The sequence below is a fragment of the Aeromonas sp. FDAARGOS 1419 genome (genome assembly GCF_019047045.1).
Classification (GTDB): domain Bacteria; phylum Pseudomonadota; class Gammaproteobacteria; order Enterobacterales; family Aeromonadaceae; genus Aeromonas; species Aeromonas veronii.
Map to the genome: position 1 here is coordinate 1,177,104 of NZ_CP077209.1, position 12,659 is coordinate 1,189,762.

The window sequence follows — 12,659 nt, forward strand, 5'->3', positions numbered from 1 at the left end:
TATATGTTACTCGTTGATTCCCACTGTCATCTCGATCGCCTCAGCTATGGCAGCAAGCAGACCAGCATGTCTGATGTACTTGCCAAGGCCGCGAAACTGGACGTGGGATATTTTCTCTGTGTCAGTGTGACTCAGGCACAGTTCCCGACCATGCTCGAGGCGATCGCGCCCTATCCCCAGGTGTTTGCCTCTTGCGGGGTACACCCGCTCAATCAGGAACCCGGTGTCGATGCCGAGTTGCTGCTCAAGCAAGCTACCGATCCACGTGTGGTGGCCATCGGTGAGACCGGTCTCGATTACTTTTACTCGCCCGAGAACAAGGAAGTTCAGCAAGCCTCTTTCCGCGAACATATCCGGGTTGCGCGCGCGTTGAACAAGCCGCTGATCATCCATACCCGCGATGCCCAGCAAGATACCTTGCAGATCATGCGCGAAGAGGGCGCTGATCAGGTTGGCGGTGTGCTGCACTGCTTCACCGAATCCCTCGAAATGTCGCAAGCTGCGATGGCGATGGGGTTCTATATCTCCATCTCCGGGATCGTCACCTTCAAAAATGCGTCTGCACTGCAAGAGGTGGTCAAGGCACTTCCCCTCGACAGATTGCTGGTCGAAACCGACTCGCCCTATCTTGCCCCCGTACCGCATCGGGGGAGGGAGAACGAACCCGCCTTTGTGCGAGACGTTGCGCAGTTTATTGCTGACCTGCGTCAGATTCCGCTTAACGAATTGGCAGAAGCCACCAGCCGGAATTTCTTTGAACTCTTCAAGCTGGCTAAGAAATAACCTCAAAGCCCCGTTGCTCGGGGCTTTTTATATTTCACATACCAAGCTGATTACCCACCTGAATATCAATACCGAACTGTGTTATCTCTAACATTTCCCAGCCAATGTAACCTGCTCATCCATACAAACCCGAGTCGAATCATATTCCGATCTTTCGTTTATCTCATGTGGCCAAACGGTATAAAAACATCAGGCTATAAGTATCGATAATATTCATTATCGATACTTGATGTATGGGAAGGATCCTGTAAGATCCTCTCAAACTTCATATGAATCATAGTGTTCCGTGGCATACCCATCCTTGTCCAATCAAGCTCATCAGTCACTGCAGACTGTTTTCGATGCACAGCTTAATAGTCGGGCACGCCGCTTTTTGCGCAGTGCCAAAGCGGATTCCACCCTCAATGCCTATCAGGCTGATACCCGTATTTTTGTCTTCTGGTGCCAATTACACGGGCTGGATCCACTACAAACCACTCATCACGACATTATGAATTTTCTCGCTGATCAGGCTGACGGCGTATTGGCCGACTGGATATGGCTGGATAAAGAGGAAGGAAAAGGGGAGTTGCGCAATGGTGAACCTCGTAAACCGGCAACCTTGGTGAGACGGCTTGCTGGGATCCGTTATGCCTTCAAGCAGAAAGGCATTCACCCCATGCCCACCGAACATCCCGAAATCAAGGAGATGATGCGTGGTATTGTCAGGTTGGGGGATAACCGCAAGCGCAAAACCGGTGCCCTGACGCTGCAACCTTTGACCCAGGTGCTGGATGGCATCGACACCAATGACCTCGCGGGTTTGCGTGATCACACCCTGATACTGCTGATGTTCAGTGGCGCCTTGCGCCGTTCGGAAGCGGCCCGAATTGAGGTTAGCGATCTCGATTTTATGGGGCAGGGGATCCGCCTTCGCCTCAAACCGAGCAAACATCAGCTGCATGAAACCGAGATAGCCTTGATTCCGGGCAAGCACTACTGTCCCGTCTCGGCACTGCAAAAGTGGCTACACAAAAGTCGGATCAGCGAGGGGCCGCTATTTCGGCGCATGAACCGCTGGGGTCAACTGATGGCCGAACCACTCGGTCCCCAGGGTATAAATCTGATGATAAAGCGGCGAACCGGCCAAACCATCGATGATCTCTATGTCAGTGGCCATAGCCTGCGCCGTGGATTTATCACCTCTGCTGTAACTGCCGGAAAGCCGATGAACAAGATCATTGAAGTAACTCGCCACAAGGATATGCGAACCCTGCAGGAGTACTTCGATGACGCCCACAAATTCTCCGATCATGCCCTTGATGGCTTGCTTTGACACAACTGCGTCACTTCATTTTTTATGTTAAATGATATCCTGTTGATCTGATGATATATTTGTCGTACAGCCAGCAGCCCAAAGGGGAAGGGCCATCATCCTATGGATAATGGCATGTGATGAGAGATAACAAATCCGGAAATGGAACATCGCAAGGACATATGAGCCAAGAAATGACAGGGCGTGAAGTGCAAGAGGCGGGGGCCCAAAACAATGCCGAGCGGCAGCGCCAACATGTAAAACGCAAGCAGGAGACTCATACCCGGCTGCAATGCTGGATCAGCAATCGCCACGCCGAGCGATTGGCTGCTCTGGGTATCCATCTCGAAGACAGTCAGGCGTCACTTATCGAGCAGGCGATCGATCTGCTCTACCAACATGAGCTGGGTCGAGAACCTCTTTTTGAAAACAGAGTCGCCACACTGGTCGAAGAGACCGTCGAATAGACACAAGAGTGAAGTAACAGCGATACGTGAAGAGATAAAAAAAGCCAGGTACGAATTCCTTGTACCTGGCATAGGGGAATTGGCTCCTTGCAGAGCCGTGCGCTAACTGGTGTTCGGATTGCCTTAAGCTTAGACAAGGCTCAAGGCTTTTCAAGATCCGAATAAAAGTTCAACCAGAGTGTGGGTATTTCAGACTCGTTCAAGTGCTGATGCACCGAGCGGCCCACTACGCATTGAACAGATTGTTGTCACGCACCAGCTCACGGGGGAGGGCATTCTTGACCCGACTCCCTACCCATTTCCCCATGCCCAGGGTATGCCCCTGATAGCGGACGATCACCTCGCCAGTGCCAGCATCCTGTTCTGGCCAGACGTCCCGCCCCATCATGAATTCCCGCGCATTGGCGCTATCCAGTTCGACTAACCCCTTGCTCGCTTTATCGCCATAGGCCAGAGCCCACTCATGAGTGAGGCGATAGCCTTTCTTGAAGGTTTCTGCCAACTTGATGCCAATGCGATCGAAGCGCAGCTTGCCCTGCACCTGATCAAAGCTCTGTGGGAAGAGCCAGATCTCGTCATTGCGGCCAAACAGCTGACCCTGCGGTGCCACCCCGAAGTTGGCTTCAATCTCGCGCAATATGGGTTCAGCCTCTTTGGCAGGAAGCGGCGCAAAGGGGAATTTACCGAGCTTGCCCGGCTTGAACATGGTGTTGGGCACCGAGTGATGCTTGCGCAGTCTGGCGACGAAAAAGCCTTCACTGTCGAAGATCTGGGGCCAAACGTGCAGGTATCCTTCGGATGTACAGGCCTGCTCTGCATGGGGGAACAGGTCTGCCAACGAATCAAAACTCAAGGCATCGCCAAACTTGTCCAGCAGGGATTGGCAGACCGCCTGATTCTCCTGCTCACTCAAGGTACAGGTGGAGTAGACCAGCACACCACCCGGTTTCAAGGCATGGAAGGCGCTCTCCAGCAACCCTTGTTGCACCGTCGCAATCTCGTCGATGCTCTCGATGCTCCAGTTGCGCAATGCATCTTCATCCTTGCGCACCGTACCTTCACCGGAGCAGGGGGCATCGAGCAGGATGGCATCGAAGGTCTCCGGCAGCCACTGGCCAAATACCTTGGCATCAAAATGGGTCATGCCCACATTGGTCACGCCGCAGCGCTGGATATTGGCGCTGAGCACTTTCAACCGGCTGCTGGAAAATTCGTTGGCAACCAACATCCCCTGATTGTTCATCAAGGCGGCTATCTGGGTGGTCTTGGAGCCGGGGGCCGCCGCCGCATCCAGCAACATACCATCCGCTTTGATCTTGTCACTGGCAAAGAGCGCCGTTACCGGCAGCATGGAGCTCGCTTCCTGAATGTAGAAGAGCCCGCTCAAGTGCTCGGCGGTGTTGCCAAGGGGGACGGTTTCATCGCTGCGGGTCAGCCAGAAGCCGGTATCACACCAGGGCACAGGGTCGAGCTGCCAACCCTGTGGCTCCATCAGGGCGACGAAATCCGAGACGGCTATCTTCAAGGTATTGACCCGAATGCTGCGGCGCAGCGGACGTCGACAACTGGCCACAAAGTCATCCATCGAGAGATGGGCCGGCATGATGGCCGCAATGTGGCGTAAAAAGTAATCGGGAAGGAAGGTGTTGTCGTGCACTGTGCCGTCTCGTTGACCGAAAAAGAGGGGCGATATCCTACCACAAGGCTAAGAATATTCTGAATCTGAACCCTATCAACAGGCACCGGAATATAAAAAAGCCCGGCACTGTGCCGGGCTTGGATGAGATACAAAGGGAAGAGATCAGGGCTGGATACGAGGGCTCCACTCTAACCACTCTTTCTCGGCCTTGCCGTAAAGCGGATAGCTGTGGCCAGCCTTGACGGTTGGACCCATCTCTTTCTCCGGCGTATTGAAAGCAATGCCGCCGGCCAGCAGGCTCTGCACCGTCTCCACTTCGATGGTGCCGCCAGTCAGGCCGATATCCGCCTTGACCCCGGAGACATTCCAGAAACGGGAGTTGGCTCGCACCAGATGGGCATACTCCTGATCCACGTTAACGTCGATTACCACCTCGCTGCCATCCCGAGCCAGCGCCACCTTGGTGACACTGCCCACCACCATCTTGCGAAACAGTAGCGGACTGCCGACGCTCAGGCCATTGACGGAGGGGCTCTTGAGGGTCAGGGCCAGACCCACTGGGCCAACCTGACTCAAGGGGAAGCGATCTTTGCCAGCGCCTTTACCGGGTTGTGCCTCTACAAACGCCCCCTTGATCAGGGTATCGAGGTGAGCGACACCGCCCAGCCCCAGCTTGGCCTGCACCAGAGTAAAGCGGGCGCCGGACTGCAGGAAACGCTCGGCATAGTGGCCATCGAGTTCGGCCTTGAAGATCACCTGACCCAGAGACGGCTCCAGCTCGATCTCTTCAATTTTGCCGATATCGACCCCACGATAGCGGATCGGGCTGCCAATCCCGAGCCCCGGGTTACTCTCTGCCACCAGTGACAGCTGGCGCACCTTGGCCTTGGCTTGCTCCCTGGAATCGAACAGTTGATGGCTGCTGCGGCCATTGGCCAACCGATCAAACTCAATGGCACCGCGCAGCAGGGTACCGAGGTTGCCCACCTTGACCTGCACCCCATCGACCCGCACCTTGGTGTCGATGGCCGGTTTTTTCCAGAATTGGGGTTGCTGGGCGAGGAGGGGAGCATAGACTCCATCAATCTCGAGTTCGATCTCGACCCCCTCTTTGGCGGCGCGCAGCTGTTTGACCTTGCCCGCTTCCAACCCCAGATAGAGCACAGGCGAGCCAATGCCGATGCCATCGGCCTGACCTGCTTTGAGCAACCAGCGCTGCGGCTTGGCATCACGGGTACCGAGCAGTGCCAGCTCCTGACTGGGGTAGAGACGGTTAATCCGCTCGCCACTGCTGGCTTGTACCAGCTTGATCCCGCCCCCCAACCAGGCACTGGCCGGACTGGTTTCTACTTTGATGCCGCTCAGATCGGCATCAATCTGCAGCGGGGCAGCGCGATAGAAGCGGGCACGATTGAGCAGATGGCCATAGTTCGGCGCCATCACCAGCTCAACGCTGGCATTGCCGCGCGCATCCAGGGTGAGCTGGCTGATGCGGCCCACCTGCAATCCCTTGTACCAGACAGGTGCATCCTGATTGAGCCCCGCCAGATCGTCAGCCTGCAGCGTCACCTTGGTACCGCTCTGGGGGGCGCGATCGGTCAGGGTCATCTTCTGTACCGGTTTGCCCGCTACATAGTCGAGGCGAATGGCCGGGCCGGAGAGCAGGCGATCTGCATGCTGCACGCCGGTCGCGGAGAGGGAGACGCTCTCCCACACCAGTTGACTCTTGTCGGTAATGCGATAGGCCTGCTCCGGGTTGATCAGCGCTGTGACCACACGGCCTTTGTCGGTGAGGCGAATGGGGTCGATACGACCAATCTCGATCCCCTCATAGAGGATGGGCATCCCCTCCTTGACCGGAAGATCGCCAGCCGCAATGTCGATACGCTCGCCACGCGCCGCTTCCGCAAGCCCTTTATAGAGGACGAAGGTCTGTCCCTTCTCAGGCTCCGGTGAATCTTTGGGCGAGTCAAAGGCAATGCCGCCGCTCAGAATGGAGGTGAGGCTGCCTGCCTCCACGCTCACCCCGGCCAGACTGAAGGAGCCCTTGATGCCACTGATGTTCCAGAAGCGGGTATCGGCTTTGACCAGATGTTCGAAACGCGGCTCGATCACCAGATCCAGAATGACGTTCTGGTTGTCCTGACCCAGGCGGGTATTGATGACGCTGCCCACCTCGATACCGCGGAAATAGAGCTTGGCGCCAATCCCCACCGAACCCAGCGAATCGGCGGTCAGGTGCAGCATCCGCCCCTGAGCCTGATAGCCGGGGGGAGGGCCCTCCAGTGCATCGAAGGTCTCCTCCAGCGGATTGCTTTCACGCCCCGGTTGCAGGTTGATGTAGTTGCCGGAGACCAGGGTATCGAGGCCGGAGATCTCGGTGAGCGACGCCTTGGGGCTCACCAGCCAGAAGTCGGATCCCTTGCGGATCAGCGGTCTGGCACGGCTGTCAATCTTGGCCATCACCGCAATCTTGCGGCCATCTTCAGCCAGCTCCAGCTCCTGCACCACACCGATGGCCACCCCCTGATAACGAACCTGGGTTTTACCCGGCAAGATGCCGTTGCCCTGGGCGAAGTTGATCTGGATAAGCTGGCCACGGCTCAATACCTGCTGATAGAGAAAGCCACCTGCCAGCAGCAGGGCTATCAGGGGTAACAGCCAGACCGGCGATAACCAGCGACGCTTTTCGATGACGGGTTCAGCCCCGATCATAGTGACTCCTTATTGGCTGGATTAAACAGCACATCAGACAAAAACAGAGAAATCATCAACGGGCCGCCTTGTCCCACAGTAAACGGGTATCAAGCATGCGGGCCGACATCATGGTCAGCACCACCACACCGGCAAAGGCGGTGGCCCCCGGGCCTGCGCGAACACTCAGCAGCACACCCCGATCGACCAGCGCCACCATCAGCGAAATCACGAACAAGTCCAGCATCGACCAGCGACCGATAAAATCGATCACCCGATACATCACCAGCTGGCGCTTGCGCCGCACCGGTTTGGCTCGCTGCAACTGCCAGCAGATCCAGCCCAACCCCAATATCTTGCCCACGGGTACCAGTATGCTGGCGGTGAGGACTATGGTGGCAATCCCGCTCATTTTGCTGCGATAGAGCATCATGATACCGCTGAAGATGGTATCTGACTGCAGCAACCCCTTGTTGTAAAAATGGGTTATGGGCAACAGATTGGCAGGCAACAACATAAAGGTGGCGAGCGCCAGCAAGCCCCACGACCAGGCGAGGGAGCGGGGGATGCGCACCTGTAATTTGCTGCTGCAACGGGGGCAGACTGCCCCGGCTTGATAACGCACCAGCAGACCGCAGGTATGGCAGCGGCAGAGCCCCATCTCACGGGCGCTGGTCATGTTCCGGCTCCTTTAACGGGATCCGCGCCCAGTAGGGGGCGGGGTCAAACAGGATCAGCAGGGTCATGTTGAGCAGCATCAGAATACCGAGACTGAGCAAGCCGCCACCGAGGCGCACATCGGCGATGTCGATCAGTTTGAACAGGGCAACCAGCAGGCTGACGATATAGACCTCCAGCATGGCCCAGTGGCGAAACACCTCAACCAGCTTCAAGGTGACGGGAAGAATGTGCCAACGTTTGGCCAGACCCGAAGCCAGCACAAAGATCCCCGCCAATAATCCCACCGGCGCCAACACGGCGCACCAGAGCACCAGGCTGGCCACCCACCATTCGCCCTCGCCAAACAGCACCAGAATACCGCGCAGCAGGTCGGCGTCGGTATTGACCCCAGCCAGCCGCAGATAGATCAGCGGCTCAAAAAATGCGGAGGGCAGCAGCAGAAATCCGGTGATGGTCAGGGCCATCAACTGGGAGGGACGAAAGGCATAACGGCCATAGAGATGTTGATGACATCTCGGGCAGTGGGCATGGCGACGCAGCGGCAGTGCTTTGCGCTGGATCAGCAAGTCGCACGCCGGACAGACAATCACGGAACCGGGCTCCATCATACAATTCAACCTGTTGAAGGAATTGGTGAAATTTACCCTAAAACCGGTTTCCTGTCTTGCCTGCGGCCGGAATGTTACGAAAGTATAATTGACGTTAACGTAAACGTGATATTAGATAGCCAGACTAGACAGGTGAAAGGAGTCATGATGTCCAGTTTGTCCCCCTCGGCAGGCCTGCGCTTTCGCACCGCCCTTGCCAACGAAAAGCCACTACAGATCGTCGGCACCATCAATGCCTATATGGCGCTGATGGCCGAGCGCAGCGGTTTTCAAGCCCTCTATCTCTCCGGCGCCGGAGTAGCCAATGCCTCCTACGGCTTGCCGGATCTCGGCATGACCTCCCTCAACGACGTGCTGATCGATGCCGAGCGGATCACCGCCGCAACCCGTGTGCCGCTGTTGGTCGATATCGATACCGGCTGGGGGGGGGCGTTTAATATCGCCCGCACCATTCGCGCGTTCGAGCGCGCCGGAGTGGCAGCCGTGCACATGGAAGATCAGGTTGCCCAGAAGCGCTGCGGCCACCGTCCTAACAAGGCGGTGGTGCCGCTGGAAGAGATGTGTGATCGCATCAAGGCCGCAGTGGATGCCCGCGAGAATAGCGAGTTCGTCATCATGGCCCGCACCGATGCACTGGCGGTGGAGGGGATGGAGTCGGCTCTTGAACGCACCGCTGCCTATGTGGCCGCCGGTGCCGACATGATCTTCGCCGAGGCGGTGACCGAGCTTGCCCAGTACGACCAGTTCAAGCTGGCGGCCAAAGTGCCGATCCTCGCCAACATGACCGAGTTCGGCAAAACCGAGTTGTTTGACAAAGAGCAACTGGCCGCCCACGGGGTCGATATGGTGCTCTACCCGTTAAGCGCCAACCGCGCAGCCAATCAGGCCGCCCTCAACGTCTATCACCATATTCGCCAGGATGGCCATCAACGCGCCGTCGTGGAGATCATGCAGACCCGGGAGTCGCTCTACGACTTCCTCGGATATCACCACTACGAGCAGACACTGGATCGTCTGTTTACAGCCAAGGAATAGGAGGCAGCTTATGGGACAGCAAAAACCGTTGGGTGGGGCAGGTCTGCGCGGGCAGAGTGCGGGGGAGACCAGTATCTGCACCGTGGGCAAAAGTGGCACCGGTCTTACCTATCGCGGCTACGACATCAAGGAGCTGGCCGATAGTGCCCAGTTTGAAGAGGTCGCCTATCTGCTGCTCAAGGGGGAGTTGCCCGGTGAGCAGCAGCTTGACGCCTACAAGCGCGAGCTGCGCCGCCTGCGCGCCTTGCCCCAGCCGCTGCTGGAGGTACTGGAGCGCATTCCCGCCGATGCTCATCCCATGGATGTACTGCGCACCGGCTGTTCCATGCTCGGCGATCTGGAACCGGAAGATGGCTTCGAGCATGAGCATGAAGTGGCGGATCGGCTGCTGGCCGCCTTTCCGGGCATTTTGATCTACTGGTACAAGTTCAGCCATGAAGGTATTCGTATCGCCCTCGACAGCGACGAGGAGTGTATCGGTGGCCATTTCCTCGCACTGCTGCACCAAAAAGCGCCGAGCGAGCTGGAGCGCCGGGTGATGCATGTCTCCCTCATCCTCTACGCCGAGCATGAGTTCAATGCCTCCACCTTTGCGGCGCGAGTTTGCGCCTCAACTCTTTCCGATATGTTCTCCTGTATCACAGCGGCCATCGGCACCTTGCGCGGCCCGCTCCACGGCGGAGCCAACGAGGCAGCCATGGCGATGATCGAACACTGGCAGGATGAAACGCAGGCAAGGCGCGAACTGCTGGCCAAGCTTGCGGCCAAGGAGAAGATCATGGGCTTTGGCCACGCCATCTACCGCACTTCTGATCCACGCAACGTCATCATCAAGGAGTGGTCGGCCAAGCTTGCCGAGGCGGTGGGCGATGATCGCCTCTATCGCGTCTCCTGCGAGGCGGAGAAGGTGATGTGGGAGGAGAAAGAGCTCTTTCCCAACGCCGACTTCTTCCACGCCAGCGCCTATCACTACATGGGGATCCCGACCAAGCTGTTCACGCCTATCTTCGTCTGCTCGCGGGTCACCGGCTGGTGCGCCCACGTGATGGAGCAGCGCGAGCACAACCGGATCATCCGCCCGAGCGCCGATTATGTCGGCCCGGCCCCCCGTCACTTTGTCTCTCTACAACAACGATAAGGAAGTCACGATGTCCTCCAACGTCGACGTCAACCACAGACCAGACCCCGATCAGGTGCTGATCGATATTGCCGATTATGTCTGCAACCACCCCATTAACAGCCAGGCGGCCCTCGACACCGCCCGCTACTGCCTGATGGATACGCTCGGCTGTGGCCTCTTGGCCCTGCGCTTTCCCGAGTGTACCAAACACCTTGGCCCCATAGTCCCCGGTACACTGGTACCCCACGGCGCCCGGGTGCCCGGTACCCAGCTCTGCCTCGATCCGGTCAAGGCGGCCTGGGATATCGGCGCCATCATCCGCTGGCTCGATTACAACGACACCTGGCTGGCCGCCGAGTGGGGTCACCCATCCGATAATCTGGGGGGCATTCTGGCCACTGCCGACTGGCTCTCCCGTACTCGCGTCGCCGAGGGCAAGGCGCCGCTCACCATGGCAGATGTGCTGGTGGCCATGGTCAAAGCCCACGAAATTCAGGGTGTGCTGGCGCTGGAGAACTCCTTCAACCGGGTGGGTCTCGATCACGTGGTGTTGGTCAAGGTCGCCAGCACCGCCGTGGTGACTCACATGCTGGGTGGCACCCGCGATCAGGTGATTGATGCGGTCTCCCAGGCCTGGGTCGATGGCCAGAGCCTGCGTACCTACCGTCATGCCCCCAATGCGGGGTCGCGCAAGAGCTGGGCAGCGGGGGATGCAACCTCGCGCGCGGTGCGCCTCGCCCTTATCACCATGAGCGGCGAGATGGGCTATCCAGGCGTACTGAGCGCGCCCAAGTGGGGTTTCTACGATGTGCTGTTCAAGGGCAATCAGTTCGCCCTGCATCAGGGGTACGGCAGCTATGTGATGGAGAACGTGCTGTTCAAGATCTCCTATCCCGCCGAGTTCCACGCCCAGACTGCTGTGGAGTGCGCCATGAAGCTGCATGGGCAGGTGAAGGGACGGCTGGAGGAGATCGACCGTATCGAGCTCACCACCCATGAGTCGGCCATTCGTATCATCAGCAAGGTCGGTGCCCTCAACAACCCGGCCGATCGGGATCACTGCCTGCAGTACATGGTGGCGGTACCGCTCATCTTCGGTCGCCTGATCGCCGAGGATTACGAGGATGACGTGGCGGCCGATCCCCGCATCGACGCGCTACGCGGCAAGATGGTGGTACAGGAGGATAAACGCTACAGCCGCGAGTATCTGGAGGCAGACAAGCGCTCCATTGCCAACGCCATCCAGATCTTCTTCAAGGACGGTACTCACACCGCCAAGGTGGAGGTGGAGTATCCGGTCGGCCATCGTCGCCGTCGGGAGGAGGGGATCCCGCTGCTGGTGGATAAATTCCAGCACAATCTGGCCACCCGCTTCCCGGCCAAACGGGTCAGCGACATTCTGGCCCTCTGTCAGGATGGGCCGCGCCTTGCCGCCACCCCGGTGCACGCCTTTATGGATCTGCTGGTGATCTGATCGCTCTTGCATTGGCCAACATATCGGCAAACAGTGATAAACGAAAAGCGGGCCCATCGGCCCGCTTTGTTATTCTGGCGGCTTATCCCTCGATAAGCCTTACTCAAGCGCACTGCTGTCGCCGTTAAAGAGCGCCGTCATGATGGCCGTCTCGCGACTGGCGATGGTCTCGAGAAACTCGTTGGCACGCCCCATCTGATGACACACCTGATAGCCGCGCTCGACAAAGGAGAAGAGCTCGCCAAGCCCCGCAAGATGGGCGGGCCCTGACACCAGCTTGAGGGTCGTCCCCAGCAGCGGCTTTCTCGCCAGTCTGTCCAGCGTCATGCCAAGCTCGCTCACCAACGCAATCTGATGTTCCCGGCGCGCCTGTTCACCCACGGCACGATAGGCGATGGTGTAATGGTCCGGCGTGATGGGATCAATGCCATCAATGCGCCGCAGCGCCACCACCATCAGATAGTCCAACTCTTCGGAGAGGGCATCAAGCTCGATCGCCTGCGCCAGCACCTTGAGACCGGACTCCGGCAACAGCCGCTCGGCGGTCGGCATCACCCGCATCACGTCCGCATCGCGGCGGGCGCAATCCCCGGGACCATAGAGATCGGTCAGGAAAAACTCGGCCGCCGGGCCGTAGCGGTCACTCTCCAGCAGATCACGATGGGTACGCCCCAACCGGTCGGCCTGCCACTGGCGTAGCCGATCCCGATCCTGCTGATCTTCTGGATGGGCACGCATCTGCTCGCGCAAGGCTGCAACCCGCTTGAGCTGGCGGTAGAGCCGACCCAGGGTGCTATCGTCGTCGTGGGCATGTTCTTGATGCGTCATCTACAGCTCTCTGGCCTTGGGCCCATTGATGGGGAT

Annotated in this window: 11 protein-coding genes; 6 read left to right on the forward strand and 5 right to left on the reverse strand. The window is 58.1% G+C overall.

Features of this window, described 5'->3' with window-relative positions:
- Positions 1 to 3: 3 nt before the first annotated feature.
- The 3 genes from I6L49_RS05080 (at position 4) to I6L49_RS05090 (ending at position 2,544) form a co-directional block, all read left to right on the forward strand.
- Positions 4 to 783 (forward strand): TatD family hydrolase, encoded by a 780-nt coding sequence (locus I6L49_RS05080; protein WP_216950771.1) that lies wholly within the window; start codon positions 4 to 6, stop codon positions 781 to 783.
- A 373-nt stretch (positions 784 to 1,156) separates the two neighbouring features.
- Positions 1,157 to 2,098 (forward strand): site-specific integrase, encoded by a 942-nt coding sequence (locus I6L49_RS05085; protein ID WP_254127589.1) that lies wholly within the window; start codon positions 1,157 to 1,159, stop codon positions 2,096 to 2,098.
- A 173-nt stretch (positions 2,099 to 2,271) separates the two neighbouring features.
- Positions 2,272 to 2,544 (forward strand): RepB family protein, encoded by a 273-nt coding sequence (locus I6L49_RS05090; RefSeq protein WP_216951592.1) that lies wholly within the window; start codon positions 2,272 to 2,274, stop codon positions 2,542 to 2,544.
- Positions 2,545 to 2,770: 226 nt separating this feature from the next.
- On the opposite strand, the gene rsmF is transcribed toward I6L49_RS05090, so the two are convergent.
- The 4 genes from rsmF to I6L49_RS05110 all read right to left on the reverse strand — a co-directional run bounded on the left by rsmF (position 2,771) and on the right by I6L49_RS05110 (position 8,166).
- Positions 2,771 to 4,201, reverse strand: coding sequence for a 16S rRNA (cytosine(1407)-C(5))-methyltransferase RsmF (gene rsmF, locus I6L49_RS05095; RefSeq protein ID WP_216950772.1), 1,431 nt, complete (start codon positions 4,199 to 4,201; stop codon positions 2,771 to 2,773).
- Between the two features lie 144 nt (positions 4,202 to 4,345).
- Positions 4,346 to 6,898: an MlaD family protein gene (locus I6L49_RS05100; RefSeq protein WP_216950773.1), complete on the reverse strand. Its 2,553-nt coding sequence runs from the start codon at positions 6,896 to 6,898 to the stop codon at positions 4,346 to 4,348.
- A gap of 55 nt (positions 6,899 to 6,953) precedes the next feature.
- Positions 6,954 to 7,556: a paraquat-inducible protein A gene (locus I6L49_RS05105; RefSeq protein ID WP_005333132.1), complete on the reverse strand. Its 603-nt coding sequence runs from the start codon at positions 7,554 to 7,556 to the stop codon at positions 6,954 to 6,956.
- A complete protein-coding gene (locus tag I6L49_RS05110) occupies positions 7,540 to 8,166 on the reverse strand; it encodes a paraquat-inducible protein A (protein ID WP_005345516.1) in 627 nt (208 codons plus the stop codon). The genes I6L49_RS05105 and I6L49_RS05110 overlap by 17 nt, the downstream gene beginning before the upstream one ends.
- Before the next feature lie 147 nt (positions 8,167 to 8,313).
- Here I6L49_RS05110 and prpB point away from each other — a divergent pair, with 147 nt between their 5' ends.
- Genes prpB through I6L49_RS05125 form a run of 3 tightly spaced genes read left to right on the forward strand, consistent with a single transcriptional unit; the run spans position 8,314 to position 11,795 of the window.
- Positions 8,314 to 9,201, forward strand: a complete 888-nt coding sequence (prpB, locus tag I6L49_RS05115) for a methylisocitrate lyase (protein ID WP_216951594.1) — start codon at positions 8,314 to 8,316, stop codon at positions 9,199 to 9,201.
- Positions 9,202 to 9,211: 10 nt separating this feature from the next.
- The gene (prpC, locus tag I6L49_RS05120; RefSeq protein ID WP_216950774.1) at positions 9,212 to 10,339 is read left to right on the forward strand and encodes a 2-methylcitrate synthase; all 1,128 of its coding nucleotides are present in this window, start codon (positions 9,212 to 9,214) and stop codon (positions 10,337 to 10,339) included.
- A 10-nt stretch (positions 10,340 to 10,349) separates the two neighbouring features.
- The gene (locus I6L49_RS05125; protein WP_216950775.1) at positions 10,350 to 11,795 is read left to right on the forward strand and encodes a bifunctional 2-methylcitrate dehydratase/aconitate hydratase; all 1,446 of its coding nucleotides are present in this window, start codon (positions 10,350 to 10,352) and stop codon (positions 11,793 to 11,795) included.
- Positions 11,796 to 11,894: 99 nt separating this feature from the next.
- Here I6L49_RS05125 and I6L49_RS05130 read toward each other — a convergent pair whose 3' ends face one another.
- Positions 11,895 to 12,623, reverse strand: coding sequence for a hypothetical protein (locus I6L49_RS05130; RefSeq protein ID WP_047439357.1), 729 nt, complete (start codon positions 12,621 to 12,623; stop codon positions 11,895 to 11,897).
- Positions 12,624 to 12,659 lie beyond the last annotated feature (36 nt).

Bases quoted from the DNA above. Each gene is read 5' to 3' on its own strand.
- I6L49_RS05100 (WP_216950773.1), bottom strand. From the start codon at position 6,898: ATGATCGGGGCTGAACCCGTCATCGAAAAGCGTCGCTGGTTATCGCCG.
- prpC (WP_216950774.1), top strand. From the start codon at position 9,212: ATGGGACAGCAAAAACCGTTGGGTGGGGCAGGTCTGCGCGGGCAGAGT.
- I6L49_RS05130 (WP_047439357.1), bottom strand. From the start codon at position 12,623: ATGACGCATCAAGAACATGCCCACGACGACGATAGCACCCTGGGTCGG.
- I6L49_RS05110 (WP_005345516.1), bottom strand. From the start codon at position 8,166: ATGATGGAGCCCGGTTCCGTGATTGTCTGTCCGGCGTGCGACTTGCTG.
- I6L49_RS05105 (WP_005333132.1), bottom strand. From the start codon at position 7,556: ATGACCAGCGCCCGTGAGATGGGGCTCTGCCGCTGCCATACCTGCGGT.
- I6L49_RS05125 (WP_216950775.1), top strand. From the start codon at position 10,350: ATGTCCTCCAACGTCGACGTCAACCACAGACCAGACCCCGATCAGGTG.
- I6L49_RS05080 (WP_216950771.1), top strand. From the start codon at position 4: ATGTTACTCGTTGATTCCCACTGTCATCTCGATCGCCTCAGCTATGGC.
- I6L49_RS05090 (WP_216951592.1), top strand. From the start codon at position 2,272: ATGACAGGGCGTGAAGTGCAAGAGGCGGGGGCCCAAAACAATGCCGAG.
- prpB (WP_216951594.1), top strand. From the start codon at position 8,314: ATGTCCAGTTTGTCCCCCTCGGCAGGCCTGCGCTTTCGCACCGCCCTT.